The following is an 18,135-nucleotide window of genomic DNA, read 5'->3' as shown; positions in this document are numbered from 1 at the left end:
GAGCGTCTCGGAGACGATCATGGAAGTCGCCGGAAGCTGGCTGGGCAAGGGGATTCACTCCTGATCCGGCAAATCAGATGAGATAGAGAGAAGGCGACCTGGGGAGACTACAAGTTGTGGTGCCCCGGGTCTTTTTTACTTGTAAGCTCCTCCGCAAAAAACCGGCTGTTTGAAACTTTCTTATTGACGAGCATAGTGATGGCGTTTACAATTGTAAGTAGATAGAACATTTGAAAACAGGGGGTGGTAATGTTGGCACAGTGGGGCGTATTTATTGCCATCTTCGCCGCTTTATGGGTTTTGCAAATCGGACTGACAGTCGTTCAGTCAAATCACTTCAAGCAGCAATTTCACGAGCTGCGGCAGCAGGTATCCGGATTTTTGGGCGTAGGTGTCAGTAAAAAGCGCTTTGGCACAGGAGCCGTGGTGATTTTGGTGACAGATGAGCACGGCCAAGTGACGAGATGCAGGCAGATGGCTGGCGTTTCCGTCTTTGCGAGATTCCGGGAAGTTTCCGGACTGATCGGCAAATCGCTTGAAGAGTGTCGTGTCGCTGCTCCCAAGGGGCCAAAACAAATCGCGCTTAACATGGCGATTGACAAGATTAAGCAAGAGCAAGCGAAACAACAGAATGTGGAAGTTGCAGCAGAGCGAATTGGATAAGGCTAAGGGGCCGCGGGCCAGATGGAAAGCCATCTGGTTTTTTTCATCGATAGCTCCCCGGCATTTGAGAGGAGGATAAGTAGATGGATTTCTTTGTACATCTCGCAGAAGGATTCATTGGCATGTTCCAAAAAGGCGGAGAACAATTTGTGGGCCTTGTCACAGGCATCATTCCTACACTTATTTGTTTAATTACCGCCGTAAACGCTTTCATCAAGTTTATCGGGGAAGAGCGAATTGAGCGCTTCGCCAGAAAGTGTACCGGCAACATCATTCTCCGGTACACGGTGTTTCCGGTCTTGTCCATGTTCTTCTTGACCAACCCGATGGCCTACACCTTCGGCAGATTTTTACCGGAACATCAAAAGCCGGCGTTTTACGATTCAACCGTTTCGTTTTGTCACCCGATCACCGGGCTGTTCCCGCACGCCAATCCGGCTGAGCTGTTTGTCTACATGGGGATCGCCACCGGAATTACCAATCTCGGCTTGTCGCTTGGGCCGCTGGCCATACGCTTCTTCCTGGTAGGGATCGTCGTCATCCTGATCCGCGGTGTTCTCACCGAGTACATCACCAAAATGATGATCCGGCGCAAAGAAGCGCAGACAACTGTTTAAAGAGCGGGGAGGAGAAGAAATATGAGCAATTACCGTGCCGTAAAGGTGTCGCGAGGATCTGGCGGCTGGGGAGGCCCGCTGCAGATACTGCCGACAGACGAAAAGAAATACATCGCATCCGTCACCGGCGGCGGAATTCATCCGGTCGCTGAAAAGATTGCCGAATTGACCGGCGGCGTCGCCGTTGACGCATTTAGCTCGAAAGTAGAGCCGAGCGAGATGGCGTGTGTGGTCATCGACTGCGGCGGGACGGCCCGCTGCGGCGTCTACCCCAAATTGGGCGTACTGACCGTCGACGTCACACCGGCTTCGCCATCGGGTCCGCTGGTCAACTTTATCAAAGAGACCAATTTTGTCTCCGGGGTAAAACCGAACAACATCGAATCGGTCGAAGGAGCAGCCGCTCCAGAGGCGTCAACCGCACCGGCGGAAGAAGCGTCCAGCGGCAGCAAGGGCAAGACGGCGAAAGAATTGAAGGACGAAGCGAAGGCCAAGGTCGCCGAAATGAAACAAGGCAAGAAGCCTAACTTCATCGAGAAAGTGGGCCGCGCCATGGGCGGCGTGGTCGGGGTCTTCTACCAGGCTGGCCGCGACACGGTGGAACAGGTCATCAAAAACGTCCTGCCGTTCATGGCTTTCGTCAGCACCCTGATCGGGATTATTCTCTACACCGGAATCGGCGATATTATGGCACATGTCATCTCGCCGCTGGCCGGTAACCTGATCGGCCTCTTGATCATCTCGATCATCGCGGCGCTGCCGTTCCTGTCACCGCTGCTCGGACCGGGTGCCGTAATTGCCCAGGTCGTCGGGGTGCTGATCGGTGTAGAGATTGGCCGGGGAAATATTCCTCCGCAGCTGGCGCTGCCGGCCCTGTTCGCGATCAATCCGCAGGTTGGCTGCGACTTCGTTCCCGTCGGTTTGACGCTGGGTGAAGCGAAGCCGGAAACGATTGAGGTGGGCGTTCCCGCAGTACTGATCTCCCGGCAGTTTACCGGACCGATCGCTGTCGTGATTGCCTATCTGGCCAGCTTTGGTCTGTACAGCGGACAGTAAAAACGCATTTCAGCATGAGGAGGCGCACTATGCAAGTACTGTTTGAAGGCAAGGTAACGAAAATTGGCGGCATGGTGCCTGACTTTATTCAGGCGGCTACCCTGATCATTTTTAACAACGACGTTCCCGAGGAGCTGCATGACATGGCCGTCTTGCATACCAAGTCGGCCACGACGGAGACGGTCCAGACAGGCGATGTGCTGCTGATCGATGGCCAGTCTTTCCAGGTGACCAGCGTCGGCGATAAAGCCAATGAAACGCTGAAAGATATCGGTCACTGCACGATCAAGTTCGACGGCAGCACCAGTCCGGAGCTGCCCGGGATCATTCACGTTGAACAAAAAGAGATTCCCCAGATCCAGCTGGACACAGTGTTGAAGTTTATCCGCGAGTAGACAAGACGTCCAATCACAAATAGGAGAGGGAGAGATTACCATGCTAGGATTGAAAAGACGACTCAGTGCGTTGGCAAAAGACGGCGGCCAAATTCGCGTCGGCCTGATCGGCGCGGGCCAAATGGGCAGAGGGCTGATCTCGCAGATTGAGGCGATGGTGGGAATGAGAGTGGTCGTAACCGCAGACATCTTCCCTGAAAACGCCAAAAACGCTTATCTGAAAGCCCGCGTTGCCGAAGCTCAGATCAAGGAAACCAATGACCTCGATGAGGCAGACAAGCAGATCGCCGCTGGCTGCGTGGTCGTGACGAGCAACGCCATGATGGTCACCCGCCTGCAAAACGTCGACGTAATCGTCGATGCGACCGGGATCCCCAACATCGGCGCGCAAATCGCCTGGGACGCGATCATGAACAAAAAGCACATCGTCATGTTAAACGTTGAGGCGGATGTGACGGTCGGTCCGCTGCTCAAAGAAATGGCTGATGCAGCCGATGTCGTCTACACCGGCTCTGCTGGCGACGAACCGGGCGTTATCATGGAACTGTACGATTTTGCCGATGCGCTGGGCTTTGAGGTTGTCGCTCTGGGTAAAGGGAAGAACAACCCGCTCAACCATCAAGCCAATCCGGAAACTGCCAAAGCCGAGGCTCAAGCAAAGGGATCGAGCCCGAAAATGCTGGCTTCCTTCCAGGATGGAACCAAAACGATGGTCGAGATGACGGCAGTGGCGAACGCTACCGGATTTGTGCCGGATATCCCGGGCATGCACGGTCCAAAGGCCACCGTAAACGAACTGCCGGCGATGATGACGACGAAAGAGAACGGCGGGATTCTGAACCGGACCAAAATCGTCGAATTCGTCAACGGTATCGCACCTGGTGTCTTTGCGATCATCACGTCCTCGATGGAGGAAGTTCACCACGAGATGAAGTACCTGAAAATGGGGGACGGACCAAACTACATCTTGTACCGCCCTTACCATTTGACCAGTCTGGAAACGCCGCTGTCCGTAGCGCGGGCCTTCCTGGACAAGGAGCCTTCGATCGCTCCGTACTACGGTATGGTAGCTGAGACGGTAGCCGTCGCCAAGAAGCCGTTAAAAGCAGGAGAAGCGCTGGACACCATCGGCGGATTCACCGCTTACGGCCGCATCGTTACAGCGGAAGACAAGCAGAAAATGAACGCTCTGCCAATCGGGCTGATCGGTCCGAACATCCGCTTGATCCGCAACGTCGAACAGGGTGAAGTCATCACCTACGACGATGTGGAATTTACCGAGACAAACATGATCTTGCAGCTTCGCCAGCTCATGGACCTGAAGGCGAAATAAAAAGCATGGGGGAAGACATTTACTGTCTTCCTTTTCTCGTTAGCATGTTTTGGTATAATAGTAAAAGAATAAACAGATACAAATGAGGGATTCGGATGGATAACTGGACGGAAAAAAGGGAACTGGTGCGCATAGCCAAGCTGTACTATTTCAATGGGTTGACACAAGCGGAGATCGCAAAAAAAGTTGGAGTTTCCCGTCCGGTTATTTCCAAGATGCTGCAGAGAGCAAAGGATTTGGGGATTGTCGATATCATCATCAAGGATGAAACGGTGAACATCGTGGAGTTGGAGCAACAACTGGAAAACAGGTTTGACCTGGATGAGGTCTACGTCGTCCCCGTTGGCGGAAGCGACAACGACGAGGTCATCAAACAGTTGGTAGCCAAGGTGGCGGCCCACCACTTTGCCAAGTGGATGAAAGACAAGAAGCGGATCGGCATCTCCTGGGGGACGACGCTGTACCACATGGTCAACCAGCTTCCTTACGATAAGAGCAAAGGGGTAAAGATCTACCCGCTGGTCGGCGGAATTGGCCGGCATCGAATTGAAATTCACGCCAACCAGCTGGCCTATGAATTGTCCAAAAAGCTGGGCGCCACCTGCGAGTTTTTGTACGCTCCGGCGATCGTCGAGAGCATCGAGTTGAAAAAGCAGCTGCTCGAATCGACGGAAATCCGCACCCTTTTGGAAGAGATGAAAAAGGTGGATATCGCCGTTCTGGGTATCGGAAATCCGTACGAGTCTACAATGGTAGAGATGGGATATCTAAAAGCGGAGGATATTGCCGAGCTGAGGGAAAACGAAGCCGTCTGTGACATCGGTTCGCGGTTTATCGACCAAAGCGGCAAGGAAATCGAGACCATGCTCAACAGCAAGGTGATCGGCATCGAGTTATCCGATCTGAAGAACATTCCAACGACTGTCTGCGTCGTTTCCGGCGTCAACAAGGTGGAAGCGATTCACGGAGCGTTGAACGGGAAGTACTTCGACAAACTGGTACTGGACGAGCTGACTGCAGCGGAGTTGCTAAAGAGGTGTACGGAGGTGTGAAACGTGAATGAGACGAGGTTTGATACGGAGTTTTACTGTACCAACTGCCTGGCGGAATCACCTCATACGGTCATCTATGTCAATGATATTTTGTACAAGGTGACATGCAAGACGTGCGGGAAGGAGAGCATCATCCACCCCGACCTGCCCAAAGAGATCTACATCCGCTACTTCGACCGCATCCTGTCCAAACCCAAGCGGATCACCAAAGAGTTCAGGCAGGACATGAGCCACTTTTTATCATCACTGCCGTACCGCTTGCTGAGCAAATCCTTCCGTACCTACCGGGAGCTGAAAGAGATCTACAAGTATATGCACAAGCACGATAAACCCGAAGATAAATGAGTTCAACATATGGATGCGAAGGCGCCCATGACCTCGGAAAGAGGCCCTGGGCGTTTTTTTGAAAGACAGGCCCATTTCCCTTCGTTGAGGAAATTGCATCAATTCGTGATTGAAGGATGCTCCGTTCAGCGAAGGCTTTTCTGGTGGTTTCACGATGGAACGAACTGCCTCCTGCAGTCGTCAAACGGGTAAAAAAGGAGGTGTTCCATGAAACGATTGTTCTTTTCGCGTTTTTTTCTGCTGACTGGACTGCTTACAGTTGGCCTCACTTCGGCATTTGTACTGGGGACCGCTCGCCCGACCGGAAACGTAGCCATACCGACCCCGTACCCTTCGACCGATACTGCCTTGGCGGCAACCGACACGCTTCCCGTCGTCGGTTCTGCCACGAAGCTGAAAGAACTCCTCAGGGAGTTGGAGCTTTCGGAGCGCTATCTGATAAAACGGGCGCAATTTGAAACCGTCGAGGTCATGGAGAAGAGCTCCGCAGGTTCTGCCCCCGCGGCCGCACAGTCCGAAGCCAAAAGCAAAGCTGACTTCTCCGCCACCAACGTGCAGGTAGCCGGTGTCGATGAAGCAGATGTGGTGAAAACGGACGGAACATACATCTATCTGGCGGACGAACAGCGGATCACGCTGGTCAAAGCTTATCCGGCGGAAGAGATGAAGGTCGTCAGCACCATTTCCTTCTCCGCCGACGAATTCCATCCGCAAGAACTGTACGTAGACGGCGGGCACCTCGTGGTCATCGGCCAGGCGCTGCGGCAGGAGGTCCAACACTCGCATGAACAGATGGGTGTGAAAGCGATCGTCTACGACATCCGCAACAAAGAAAAACCAGCCCAGGTCAGGGAAGTTGAACTGGAGGGGCACTACCTCTCTTCGCGAAAAATCGGCTCTTCGCTGTACATCGTGACCAACAAGTATCTGGACTATACCCCCATCCTCCAGGGAAGGAAAGAGCCGTCCGCACCCGTCTACCACGACTCGGCCGTGACCGGTGGTTCCGCTGTCATCAAGTGGGACGACATCCGCTACTTCCCCGAATCAAAGGAACCCAACTACCTGTTTGTAGCCGGAGTTGATCTCGATAAACCGGAACAGCCGGCTGACGTTTCCGCCTACCTCGGTTCCGGTGAAACGGTGTACGCCTCTCCGCAAAATTTGTACGTGGTCGTTGGCCGTTACGGCCCCCCTGGAGTGAAACCGGCGGAGAAAGGGAAACGCGGATTTGCCCCTTCCTTAGACGTGGACATCAACAGCACGATTTACAAGTTTGCCTTGAAACAGGGAAAGACCGTCTATTCAGGTAGCGGCGAAGTCCCCGGACACGTTCTCAACCAGTTTTCGCTGGACGAACATGGGGGTTTCTTGCGGATCGCCACGACGTCAGGAGAGATCTGGCGGAACGATGAACGGACCTCCAAAAACAACCTGTACGTTCTTGACGACCAGTTGAAAATGACCGGAAAACTGGAGGGACTGGCTCCGGGAGAAAAAATCTACTCCGTCCGCTTCATGGGCAGCCGCGGCTATGTGGTTACATTCAAGCAAGTGGATCCGCTGTTTGTCATCGATTTGCAAAACCCGCAGAAGCCTTCCGTACTGGGAGCCTTGAAGATTCCCGGTTACAGCGATTATTTGCAACCGTACGATGAAAATCACATCATTGGCTTTGGCAAGGATACGGTGGTGTTCGACCGCAAAGACGGAATGGAACGGAGCATTGCCTCTGTTGCTTTGTACCAGGGAATGAAAATGGCGATGTTCGACGTAAGCGATGTCAGTCATCCGGTGGAGAAGTGGAAGGAAATCATCGGCGATCGGGGAACTGATTCGGAGCTTTTACACAACCACAGAGCCTTGCTGTTTTCCAAGGAGAAGAATCTGCTTGCTTTCCCCGTCACGGTTATGGAGGTACCGAAACAGCAGAAGGATGATCCTATGCGAGACGGCCGCTTCGCTTTCCAAGGGGCGTACGTGTACCGGATCGACCCGGCTGCCGGCTTCAAACTGCAGGCCAAAATCACCCATCTGACCGAACAGGACCTGTTGCAGTCGGGAGACGGCTGGTACGACAGCTTGAAAAATGTGGAGCGAATTCTGTACATCGACGATACGCTTTACACGGTGTCAAAGGCAATGATTCAAGCAAACGACCTTATCCGCTTCGAAGCGAAAGGGAAACTCGCTCTTCCTCAGTAAGGAAAACCATCTGGCCTATGCTGTGCGGATCGGGATTTTCTCACGGATAAAGCGGGCAAGGTCATCCAGGCAGCCTCTGAAGATAATGAAACAAAAGGCAGAAAAGGGAAGGGGACAGACCAAGCAGGGCTGCCACTTCCCTTTTTTATGGAGAACCGAAAAAAATGGAACGAGCGCAGGCCTTGGCACCCTACCCAGTCGGAACGGAAAAAAACGGCACACGCTTGTCGACCAAATTCTACGTTGAGATGCTTACCGTCATTTTTGGTCGACGTGCCGTTTTTGGGAGTGGAGACGGACTTTTCCGCTTCCTTAGGGCGTGCCACGAACGGAGCGAGCCCATTTTTTTCGGTTTCCCTGCTCAATGTTCTTCAAAGCAATACATCAGAAATTACATTATGGCAATAATTTTTATTGTAATATCAAAATCAATTATAGTAATATTGTAATCAATCGATAATAGAAAGAATATTTTTCATCGTACCACTATTTTCTAAATGGGAGTGAATGGGAAAAGACATGGAAGAGATCCACAAAAAAATAAAGGATTTGCGCATCCAAAACGGCTTGACCTTAAAGGACCTCAGCGAACGGACGAACCTGTCCGTCAGTTTTCTTTCGCAAATCGAGCGGGGAGCGTCGTCGGTCGCCATCACTTCGCTGAAAAAAATCGCCGACTCATTCGGCGTCAGCATGTCGTACTTTTTTGAAGAACAAGCGCAGTCCAATTACCACGTCAAGACTGAACAGCAAAAAGCGTTTCGGGTGGAAAATTCAGCGACGTCGTTTGTGCGCTTGGGCGGGGATTTTCCCAAGCGCTCGCTGGAGCCGCTGATCGTGACGCTGGCCCCCAATCAGAGGCGGGAACAGACATTCAGCCATCCCGGAGAAGAGTTTTACTACGTGCTCAGCGGTGCGGTTTTGTTTGAAGTAGACGGTGCGGAGTACTTTGTCCGGCAGGGGGATTCGATCCATTTTCCCTCCCATCTCCCCCATGAGTACGAAAATCCGCTGAGCGAAGAGACAACCTTGTTGTGCGTGCTGACACCGGTTATTTTCTGACAGAAAACCGAATGGAAAGGAAGAAGCCCCATGAGAGTTGCAACAGACATCGGAGGTACCTTCACCGACCTCGTATACGTCGATGACCAAGGGGAGATCGGCGTGGCCAAGTGCCCGACAACGCCCCCCCACTTTGAGCAGGGCATGATCGATGTGATCGAAGCGAGCGGTGTTGACAGACGGTCGATCGAGACCTTTATCCACGGGTCTACGGTGATCATCAACGCCTTGACTGAGCGCAAGGGAGTGAAGACCGGCCTCATCACGACGAAAGGGTTTCGCGACGTCCTGGAGATCGCCCGGGGAAACCGGCCGGACCTGTTTAATATCCGCTATGCAAAACCGGCTCCGTTCGTCCCCCGGTATTTGCGGCTGGAGGTGACGGAGCGCCTGAACTACCTGGGCGAGATTGTGGAGCCGCTGGACGGCGAACAGGTGCGGCAGGCGGTTGAGCAGTTTCGACGGGAAGGAGTCGAGGCGATTGCCGTTTGCTACCTGCACGCGTACGCCAACCCCGTCCACGAACAGGAGACGGTCGCGATCATCAAGCGGCTTTGGCCCGAGGTGTTCGTCACGGCTTCACACGAGGTGACGAACGAATGGCGGGAATACGAGCGTACCAATACGACTGTGCTAAATTCTTACGTCAAGCCGACAGCCGCCTCTTACATCGACCGGCTGCAGGAGAAGCTGCAGGCGAGTGGTGTGGACAGCCGCAACTACATCATGCAGTCCAACGGCGGCACCACGAGCTTCAACCAAGCCAAGGAAGCGCCGATCAACATGGTGGAATCGGGGCCTGTCGCCGGCGTGTACGGCGCGGCGGTGCTGGGACAGATCATCGGCGAGACCAATCTGATCGCCTTTGACATCGGCGGCACTACAGCCAAGTGCTCGCTGATCGACAAGGGAGAAGTAAAGATCACCACCGATTACTACATTGAACGGACCAAGCACAGTGCCGGGTATCCGATCAAAGTGCCCGTCGTCGACATCGTCGAGATCGGCAACGGCGGCGGCTCGATCGCCTGGATTGACGAAGCCGGATCGTTAAAAGTGGGACCGCAGTCCGCCGGCGCGCTGCCGGGTCCCGTCGCATACGGGCTGGGCGGCACCGAGCCGACGACGACAGATGCGAACCTGCTTATCGGCCGGCTGGCGGCGAGAAACTTCGGGTATCGCGTCGATCTGTCCAGGGTGGAGCATGCGATCCAAAGCAAGGTGGCAGGGCGCTTCGGCATGTCCGTGGAAGAAGCGGCACTGGGGATCATCCGCATCGCCGATTCCAACATGTTGAACGCATTAAAGCTGGTCTCGGTTCGCAAAGGCTACGATCCGCGGGACTTTACCCTGGTGGCCTTCGGCGGAGGCGGTCCGATGCACGCGCCGATCCTGGCGAGGGAATTAGGGGTCAAAAAGGTGATCGTTCCAACGGCCTCTTCCGTCTTTTCCGCATGGGGGATGCTGATGACCGACCTGCGCCGCGATTACATCCAGACGTACATCAAGCGGCTGGGCGATCTGGACACGGGCGAGCTGACCCGGGTATGGCAGTCGATTGAGACGCAGGCTCTCAGGCAGTACGAAGCAGAAGGGATCGCCCCAGGCGACATCATGCTGGCCCGATTCGTCGATATGCGCTACGTTGGCCAGGAGCATACGGTAAAGGTTCCGGCGCCGGGCGGCGAATGGGAGGGCAGCACCCTGTCCGAGCTCGTCGAGAGATTTCACAGCCTGCATGAGCAGATGTACACGTTCAAGCTGGAGCAGGCGGAGGCAGAGATCGTCAACCTCCATGTAACCGCTTTTGGAAAGGTGAAAAAACCGGTGCTTAAGAAGCTGGACCCGCGGGAGCGGTCTCGTGAAGCGGCACTGATCGAACGGCGTCCCGTCTATTACGAAGGGGAAGGCTGGGTGGAAACAGAGGTGTACGACCGGACGGGTCTGGCTCCGGGAACCGGCATCGAGGGGCCGGCGATCATCGAGGAGAAATCAACCTCCACCGTGCTGCATCCCGGACAGAAGCTGGTCGTGGACGAATACGGCAATCTCATCATTCACACAGGGGTGAAATAAATGACGCAGACGAAGGTAGATCCGTTCAGCCTGGAAATCGTCAAGGATTCGCTGGTCGCGATCGGGGACGAGATGTTTTACACCCTGGGCCGCACGTCGATGAGTCCGATTATCTACGAAGTGCTGGATTACGCTTGCGGCCTGACCGATGCCAAAGGGCAGCTGCTCACGCAGGGGCACGGCGTGGCCGGGTTTATCGGCATGCTTAGTTTTATGGTGCGCGACGTGTTGGAGAAATTCCGGGACAAGCTTCATCCCGGAGACGTCATTATCATCAACGATCCGTACAGCGGCGGGGGTTCCCACCTCTCTGATGTCGGCTTGGTCATGCCGATCTTTTACGAAGGGGAGATCGTCGCCTTTTCCGCCAACAAGGCGCACTGGACAGAGGTGGGCGGGAAAGATCCGGGGTCGTTTACCAATGACGCGACCGAAATCTTTCAGGAAGGCCTGCAGTTTCCCTGCATCAAGCTGTTTGACGTCGGCGTGATCAATCAGGCGCTGGTCGATTTGATCCAGGCTAATGTGCGCTTCCCCGACTTGTCATTGGGGGATATGTGGGCACAGGTGGCTGCCCTGCGGACGGGGGAGAGACGGTTTTACGAGCTGTGCGAAAGGCATGGAAAAGAGGTGGTGCTCGCTTCCATTGACCACTTGCTGGCCCACGGCGAACAGATTGCCCGCAAAGAGCTGGCGGCGCTGCCCAAGGGAACGTATGAGGCGGTGGACTACATTGACAGCGACGGTATGGGCAACGGCCCGTTTCGGATACAGGTCAAAGTGACGATCACCGACGAGAAGTTCATCTGCGATTTTCGCGGCAGCCATCCCCAGGTGCTGGGGCCGATCAACTGCTCGTACACGTCTCTGGTGACAGACGTGCGAACCATTTTCCTGGCGATTACCAACCCCTCCCAGGATATCAATGACGGCGTGTTTCGCCCGCTGGAAGTGATCACCGATCCCGGTCTGATCTTTTCAGCACAGCGTCCGGCGCCGACATCCAATTACTGGGAGAGCGGCTCGGCGGGAGGGGATCTCGTCTGGAAGGCGCTGGCGCCCGTGCTGCCCCATCGCCTGACGGCGGGCCACTTTCTCTCCGTCTGCGCCGTGACGCTGTCGGGCAAACATCACGTCACCGGCGAACCCTTCCTGATCGTCGAGCCGTCCGTTGGCGGCTGGGGAGCAGGCGAGGGAATGGATGGCGCCCGCGGACAGTTTTGCATCGGCGACGGCGAAACGTACAACATGCCGGTAGAAATCGCCGAAACACGCTACGGGGTGATGGTCGACGAGTACAGTTTGCGCTGCGACGGGGCGGGCGCCGGCGAATACATCGGCGGTTCCGGAGTGGTCCGGTCGTATCGGGCCCTGTCCGACAACCAGACGGTGACGGTGACATTTGGCCGGCACAAATTCCTGCCGTGGGGGGTGAGGGGCGGGGAAGCCGGGTCGCCCAATGAATTTTACGTTGAAAAAGCAAATGGCGAAATCGACGGCCCGTTCGGCATCTACCCCCGCTACCCGCTGAACAAAGGAGATGTCGTCAAGCTTGTCACAGCGACAGGCGGCGGATACGGTCACCCATTTGACCGGCCTGCGGACAAAGTGGCGCTCGATGCAAAAAACGGGTTCATCTCCATCGAGCAGGCCGAGCGGAAATTTGGCGTGATCGTCAATCCCGCCACGTATGAGGTGCTGGCAGAGACTGCCGAACGCCGTGGATACCGGAGCCGGCAAGAGGAGCGGACGGCGAATGAGTAAAAGGGTGCTGTATATCGACCCCGCGTACAATGACGACTACCTGGGGCTGTTTCAAGAGCACTTCGACCGCATCAAAGAGGCGGGTACCCTCGTCGATGTCGTCTCGCTTGGCGCAGGACAGGGACCGGAACACCTGGAGTACAACTGTTACGAAGTGATGGTCATGCCTGACATCCTCCGTGCTGTGAAACAGGCGGATGAAGCAGGTTGCGATGCGGCCATCATCGGATGCTTTTACGACCCGGCACTGCGAGCGTGCCGGGAAATCTCCAAAAACATGGCGGTGACCGCGCCAGCGGAGGCTTCCCTGCACATCGCCGCAACGCTGGGGGAGAGCATCTCCATCATCGTCGGGCGGCAGAAGTGGATCCCGGAAATGAAGGAAAATGTACACAAATACGGCTTTGGCCACAAGCTGGCTTCCTTTAAACCGCTGGAGCTGGGCGTGCTCGACTTTCAGCGGAATCACGCGGAGACACTGAAAAGAATCCGTGCAGCCGCAGCCGAAGCAATCGAGCGGGACGGGGCGGATGTGATCATACTAGGCTGTACGGCCGAGCTTGGCTTTTTCGGGCAGCTGCAGCAGGAACTGGGGGTTCCCGTTCTCGATGTCAGCCTTGCTTCCCTGAAATACGCCGAGTTTTTGGCCGGCTTGAAACAAAAACTGAGCTGGGGCCACAGCAAGCGGGTAGGGTATCAACCTCCGCCTGACGAAGAGGTCGAGGCTTTTGGTCTGTTCAAAATGGAAAAGAGACGATAAAGGGGCGAATCCGGATGGAAGCATTGAAAAAGGCGGAGACCTCCATCAAAGTGGGGGAGTTGTTTGAACGAATGCCGTTTACCAGGCGGCATCTGTTTGTCGGAATCGTTTTATTCATCGTATCGGTCATTGAAGCGTGGGAGAACATGCTGATTATTTTTATCAGCAGTTCGATCGCCGCTGACTTTCATCTGACGCCGGTACAGGAAGGATCGCTAATCGGCTCCATCTATCTGGGGATGATCCCCGGTGCCTACATGTGGGCGATTCTCGCCGACAGGCTGGGGCGCAGAAGGTCGTTGATGTACAGCCTGCTGAGCTTTAGCGTGATCTCGCTGGTGACTCCTTTTTCCGTCAACTTTGCCATGCTGTACGCCGTGCGGTTTATCGCCGGGGTAGCGCTGGGGGGCGTGATGGTCTCGGGGTATCCTTACTTTGAAGAGATGCTTCCCGTCAAGCAGCGGGGAAAAGGGATTGTCTACCTGTCGGCGGGCTGGCCGCTTGGCACGCTGCTCGCTCTCGCGGCGGCCGGGCTGTTTCTGGAAGGAGACGGACTGATGGCAGGCTGGCGGGGAGCGATTGTCTTAAGCTCGCTGGTGGGCCTGTGGGCGTTTATGATCATGAAGATTCCCGAGTCGCCGTACTGGCTGGCGGGAAAAGGCAGGCAGGAGGAAGCGAGGGCGTCAATACAGTATTTGAGCGAAGGCAAAGTCAAGCTGGAGCCGGATCAGACCGTGTGGGTGGAGTCGGCCGAGCGGGAAAGTTATTTCAATATTTTTAAACGTCGGTTTATCAAGCTGACCAGCCTGCAGACCGCGGTCAATTTCGCGTTTGCCTTTGGCTACTGGGGACTGTACACCTGGCTGCCCACCTTGCTGGAACAGAAGGGGCTGTCGATGTCGCAAAGTCTGGTTTTTATTACCTTATCCACTTTATTCCAGGTTCCCAGCTACATGGTAGCTGCCTGGCTGACGGGGAAATTCGGCCGCAAAAAAGTGATGATTGTGTTCGTCGCCCTGGCCGTGCTGAGCGGATTTGGCTTTGCCTATTCGGCCAATATGGCTCAGATGTACGTATGCAACTTTGCGCTCGCCTTCTTCAGTTTGGGCGCTTGGGGCGTTTGGAACGCCTGGTTTGGCGAGATTTACCCGACGAGTGTCCGCGTCTCCGGCTACAGCTTCGGCGCCGGTGCCCAGCGTTGGGCCAATACCCTGGCTCCCTCGATCATCGGGATGGTGATCGGGTTCGGCTGGGCGTTTAACGCCACGGTCTCGTTCATACAGGTGTTCATGGTCATCACGCTCTGTCTGATCGCGTTCATCCCGGAGACGGAAGGAAAAATCCTCGAGTAATGCTTTGGCAAAAACGCCCGCAGCGGCTACGGAATGAAGCTTGTCGGCAGCAGCGAAGAAAGGAGATCAGGAAACTTGCGGACGTTGCAGTTACAAGAAGTTGAAGATATTTTGCACGGTGCTTGTATTTTCGGAACAGGCGGCGGAGGGAGCTTGTCGGAAGGGCTTGACTTGGTGCGCAGTCTATATGCGGAAGGCAAGCGGGTATCCCTCGTCCCACTGGATGAAGTCGGGGATGACTGGCTTGTCGCCTCCCCGTACTACGTCGGATCGGTGGCTCCGCCGGATGAGGAGGTGGCCCGGCGCTTGTCCCGGCTGCCGATGGCGGAAGCGCACGTATCCACGCTTGCCGCGCGGGCGCTGGAGGCGTATTTGGCCCGGCCGCTGCAAGCGGTGGTGGCTACGGAGCTGGGCGGCAATACGGCTTGCGCGATCGAGGCGGCGATCAGTTTGGGTGTACCGCTGATCGACGCCGATCCGGCCGGAAGGGCCGTCCCCGATCTCGCCCATACGACGTTTCACATCTTCGGTGTCTCCATCTCCCCGTTTGCCCTGGCTAACCGCTACGGCGATACGCTCATCGTCACGGACACGGTCAACCACGGCCACGCCGAGCAGATCGCCCGTTCCTTTGCGACGATTTCGGGCAATCTCGCCGGTGTGTGCGACCATCCGGTGGACGGCCGGCGGCTGCGGCAATCCGTCATCCCCGGGACGCTTTCGCAGGCTGAGCGGGTCGGCCAAGCGAGACGGCTGGCCTGCGAGGAGGGGAAGTCGCCTGTCGCTGCCGTCATCAAGGCAGGTGGAGGCCGGCTGCTGGGCGAAGGGGTGGTCCGGGAAGCCCGCTGGCGGGAGGCCGGAGGGTTTATCGAGGGAGAGGTCATCATCGATACCGGCGAGTCATCCCCAGCGGCCTCACAGCTGTCCATCTGGTTTCGCAATGAGCACATGATCGCCAGGCGCGGAGAGGAGATCGTCTCGATCATTCCGGAGTTGATCACGATTCTCGACCGGAACACGGGCATGCCGATCCTGAACCCCGACTGCCAGGCCGGGATGGAGGTGGCTGTCTTGACCTTCCCTGCTCCTGCAGCCTGGGAGAGCGAAAGAGGACTGGGCATCTTCGGACCGGAGTATATCGGATTGGATCGAAGTACTTATCCAGCGCAAAAAGAATAGACGTACCCTTGCCGCAGTACAAAGCTGCGGCAGGGGTTTTTCTTATGTAATGGGCGCAGCTTATGTGCAATGATGTTTCTTAATGGCATGAATCATGGAATAGTAGAAAGACAAGATGGGATATTGAGGTGTAAAGGTCCCCTCAACTCCGCAAAATCCAGCCGAGGCAATCGTGAAAGGGCTGGAACGCCTTTGCCGGGAGTCAAAGCATTTCAGTCGATCTGGTGTCTTCGATTGCGCACGGAACCACTGTCGCGACCAACGCCATGCTTCAGGAGCAATGGGCGAAGGACGGGCTGATTACGACCAAGGGGTTTCGCGACGTACTGGAAATCGGAACGCAAATGCGGCCCAAATTGTATGCTAGAGGCGTCAAAAGACAGAGCGGCAGCAATCAAAATCGACGCCATTACGTTGGAAGTTGTGTACAGCAGTTTGCTGGTGGCGGCAAATGAGATGAGTGCCGTGTTGGGACGAAGCGCGTACTCTCCCATCATCCGCGACATGATCGATTATTCCTGCGGGATTTTCGATGCGCAGGGAAATCTGATTTCACAGGCGGAAAATATTCCTGTCCACCTCGGTTCAATGGGAACCGCGCTGCGAGAGTTATGCCGGGATTTTCCTGCGGACACGTTCCGGCCGGGCGATGCCTATTTGGTCAATGACCCGTACCGCGGCGGGCAGCATACACCTGACCTCCATGTGTTTACGCCCGCCTTTTACCAGGGGCGCCTGCTCGGCATTTGCGGAACGATTGCCCACCATGCCGATATGGGAGGGAAAAACCCCAAAAGCGAGGGCTTTGACAACCGTTCCATCTTTGAAGAAGGGCTGCGGATTCCCCCAGTCAAGCTGGCTTATGCGGGCGCAATGAACGACGCGGTCTTGACGATCATCGCCGGAAACGTGCGCGAACCAAAAGCGACCATGGGCGACCTGCGGGCACAGATGGCTGCCTGCCGCTCCGGCGAACGGCGCCTGCAGGAATTGGCCGAGCGCTATGGCGCGGATACGCTCATGGCGGTGATGGAGCGCTCGATGAATTATTCGGAATCGCGCATGCGAGCAGAGCTTTAGCGGATGAGGGATCGGAAGCGACGGCCAGCGGCTGGCTGGATGACGACGGCATGGGCGGACAGCCGGTGGAAATCCGCATCCATATCAAAAAGCAGGGCGACTCCGTTCTCGTAGACTTTACGGGGACGAGTCCGCAGATGGCGGGGGGAATGAATGTCACCCCTGCTGCAGGCCTCTGCCGTGTTGTATGCGATCAAGTGCGTCGTCGATCCGGAAACACCGCAAAACCAAGGCTGCATGAGACCGATCGAAGTCATTACGTTCGTTTATTGGCTATACGGCGGACAACTGATTCGCTATGGGAACCGTCCCTAACGTTACCCCCTGGCACAGTTGGCGACAATCTGTCAGTCAATGGGTTTAGTGTCTGCTATGAATATGGATGACGGAGCCTCGTCCGGTTTGTATGCCCACGGGAAATATATGACCACTCCGGGTAGACAATTGAGCAATGCCTTGATTGTCGTTCCAAGAAAAGACAAGCCTATTCAGGTTATGATCAATGGGGAAAAGGTTTCGTTTATACTGCCCCCGATCATCATCGAAGGGAGGGTTTACGTTCCTTTTCGAGGAATCTTTGAAACATTTGGTGCAACGGTTTCCTGGGAGAATCAAATGGTGGCAAAAAAGGATGTGGAAATTAAACTATCTCAGACAAATTATGCTTATGTAAATGAAACCCCTTTGTTTTTAGAAGCGAAACTGAGAAATATTGCTGGGCACATGATGGTTCCCATTCGCTTTTTGACCGAAACATTAGGAGCAGAAGTGAAATGGGATGAAAAATCTCGAACGGTTGAAATTAAGGATATCACCGAGATTCCTAGCCTATAAGTGTTGAAATAAAGATGATGTAAGGATAAAATAAAAATGCAAGGAATTCAGAAAAAGGTAAGGGTGGATGGTGAATATCATGATCACAGCGTCAAGTAAACTAACAAGTAAGGGTCAGATTACTATTCCGATAGAAATCCGCAAGGCGTTAGAGATTGAGGAAGGAGACAATATTCGCTTTATAATTGAAGATGGTGAAGCGAAGATCAAAGTAGTTAAGAAAACAATTGTTGATGAATTGTTTGGATGCATTGAACCAAAAGGTGATACAAGTGATTTAAATAAACTAATTAACGATGCCTGGGAAGAAAGAGCCGAAGAAATAGTGAGGAAAATGAATGATAAAGGAATACATTCTTGAT

General features: G+C 54.8%; 18 protein-coding genes and 1 pseudogene. All 19 read left to right on the top strand.

The features are described 5' to 3' along the window. The first annotated feature begins 249 nt into the window (after nucleotides 1-249). The 19 genes and pseudogenes from HGBM_RS09255 to HGBM_RS27080 all read left to right on the top strand — a co-directional run bounded on the left by HGBM_RS09255 (nucleotide 250) and on the right by HGBM_RS27080 (nucleotide 18,134). Entirely contained in the window at nucleotides 250-663 is a 414-nt protein-coding gene (locus tag HGBM_RS09255; protein WP_019120820.1) for a transcriptional regulator GutM, read from the top strand. Between the two features lie 83 nt (nucleotides 664-746). Then, the gene (gene srlA, locus HGBM_RS09250; RefSeq protein WP_019120819.1) at nucleotides 747-1,280 is read left to right on the top strand and encodes a PTS glucitol/sorbitol transporter subunit IIC; all 534 of its coding nucleotides are present in this window, start codon (nucleotides 747-749) and stop codon (nucleotides 1,278-1,280) included. A gap of 21 nt (nucleotides 1,281-1,301) precedes the next feature. Continuing rightward, a complete protein-coding gene (gene srlE, locus HGBM_RS09245) occupies nucleotides 1,302-2,336 on the top strand; it encodes a PTS glucitol/sorbitol transporter subunit IIB (protein ID WP_019120818.1) in 1,035 nt (344 codons plus the stop codon). 29 nt (nucleotides 2,337-2,365) lie between these two features. Continuing rightward, nucleotides 2,366-2,731, top strand: coding sequence for a PTS glucitol/sorbitol transporter subunit IIA (locus HGBM_RS09240; RefSeq protein ID WP_019120817.1), 366 nt, complete (start codon nucleotides 2,366-2,368; stop codon nucleotides 2,729-2,731). Between the two features lie 40 nt (nucleotides 2,732-2,771). Further along, the gene (locus HGBM_RS09235; RefSeq protein WP_019120816.1) at nucleotides 2,772-4,064 is read left to right on the top strand and encodes an NAD(P)H-dependent oxidoreductase; all 1,293 of its coding nucleotides are present in this window, start codon (nucleotides 2,772-2,774) and stop codon (nucleotides 4,062-4,064) included. A gap of 95 nt (nucleotides 4,065-4,159) precedes the next feature. Next, on the top strand, nucleotides 4,160-5,116 hold the full coding sequence (locus HGBM_RS09230; protein WP_019120815.1) for a sugar-binding transcriptional regulator: 957 nt from the start codon (nucleotides 4,160-4,162) through the stop codon (nucleotides 5,114-5,116). Between the two features lie 3 nt (nucleotides 5,117-5,119). Continuing rightward, complete coding sequence (locus tag HGBM_RS31610; RefSeq protein WP_019120814.1) at nucleotides 5,120-5,461, top strand: hypothetical protein; 342 nt, start codon at nucleotides 5,120-5,122, stop codon at nucleotides 5,459-5,461. Nucleotides 5,462-5,668: 207 nt separating this feature from the next. Continuing rightward, nucleotides 5,669-7,666: a beta-propeller domain-containing protein gene (locus HGBM_RS09220; RefSeq protein WP_019120813.1), complete on the top strand. Its 1,998-nt coding sequence runs from the start codon at nucleotides 5,669-5,671 to the stop codon at nucleotides 7,664-7,666. A gap of 507 nt (nucleotides 7,667-8,173) precedes the next feature. Continuing rightward, on the top strand, nucleotides 8,174-8,728 hold the full coding sequence (locus tag HGBM_RS09210) for a helix-turn-helix domain-containing protein (protein WP_019120811.1): 555 nt from the start codon (nucleotides 8,174-8,176) through the stop codon (nucleotides 8,726-8,728). A gap of 30 nt (nucleotides 8,729-8,758) precedes the next feature. Beyond that, the gene (locus tag HGBM_RS09205; protein WP_019120810.1) at nucleotides 8,759-10,804 is read left to right on the top strand and encodes a hydantoinase/oxoprolinase family protein; all 2,046 of its coding nucleotides are present in this window, start codon (nucleotides 8,759-8,761) and stop codon (nucleotides 10,802-10,804) included. Continuing rightward, the gene (locus tag HGBM_RS09200; protein ID WP_019120809.1) at nucleotides 10,805-12,568 is read left to right on the top strand and encodes a hydantoinase B/oxoprolinase family protein; all 1,764 of its coding nucleotides are present in this window, start codon (nucleotides 10,805-10,807) and stop codon (nucleotides 12,566-12,568) included. Continuing rightward, entirely contained in the window at nucleotides 12,561-13,328 is a 768-nt protein-coding gene (locus HGBM_RS09195; protein WP_019120808.1) for an aspartate/glutamate racemase family protein, read from the top strand. Before HGBM_RS09200 ends, HGBM_RS09195 begins: the two co-directional genes overlap by 8 nt. A 14-nt stretch (nucleotides 13,329-13,342) precedes the next feature. Further along, a complete protein-coding gene (locus HGBM_RS09190) occupies nucleotides 13,343-14,680 on the top strand; it encodes an MFS transporter (RefSeq protein ID WP_019120807.1) in 1,338 nt (445 codons plus the stop codon). A gap of 75 nt (nucleotides 14,681-14,755) precedes the next feature. Next, complete coding sequence (locus tag HGBM_RS09185) at nucleotides 14,756-15,859, top strand: S-methyl thiohydantoin desulfurase family protein (RefSeq protein ID WP_019120806.1); 1,104 nt, start codon at nucleotides 14,756-14,758, stop codon at nucleotides 15,857-15,859. 266 nt (nucleotides 15,860-16,125) lie between these two features. Beyond that, entirely contained in the window at nucleotides 16,126-16,314 is a 189-nt protein-coding gene (locus HGBM_RS29460; RefSeq protein WP_245552921.1) for a hydantoinase/oxoprolinase N-terminal domain-containing protein, read from the top strand. A gap of 1 nt (nucleotide 16,315) precedes the next feature. Further along, a pseudogene (locus HGBM_RS27085) lies at nucleotides 16,316-17,049 on the top strand (hydantoinase B/oxoprolinase family protein); the annotation flags it as partial. Nucleotides 17,050-17,092: 43 nt separating this feature from the next. Further along, nucleotides 17,093-17,254, top strand: coding sequence for a hydantoinase B/oxoprolinase family protein (locus tag HGBM_RS30315; RefSeq protein ID WP_019120804.1), 162 nt, complete (start codon nucleotides 17,093-17,095; stop codon nucleotides 17,252-17,254). A gap of 18 nt (nucleotides 17,255-17,272) precedes the next feature. Then, a complete protein-coding gene (locus HGBM_RS09175; RefSeq protein ID WP_261798132.1) occupies nucleotides 17,273-17,773 on the top strand; it encodes a copper amine oxidase N-terminal domain-containing protein in 501 nt (166 codons plus the stop codon). 79 nt (nucleotides 17,774-17,852) lie between these two features. Then, complete coding sequence (locus HGBM_RS27080) at nucleotides 17,853-18,134, top strand: AbrB/MazE/SpoVT family DNA-binding domain-containing protein (RefSeq protein WP_161605032.1); 282 nt, start codon at nucleotides 17,853-17,855, stop codon at nucleotides 18,132-18,134. Nucleotide 18,135 lies beyond the last annotated feature (1 nt).

Source organism: Brevibacillus massiliensis (assembly GCF_000311785.1).
GTDB lineage: Bacteria > Bacillota > Bacilli > Brevibacillales > Brevibacillaceae > Brevibacillus_C > Brevibacillus_C massiliensis.
Note: the sequence above shows the minus strand (reverse complement) of the source record. Positions and strands in the feature narration are given on the sequence as shown.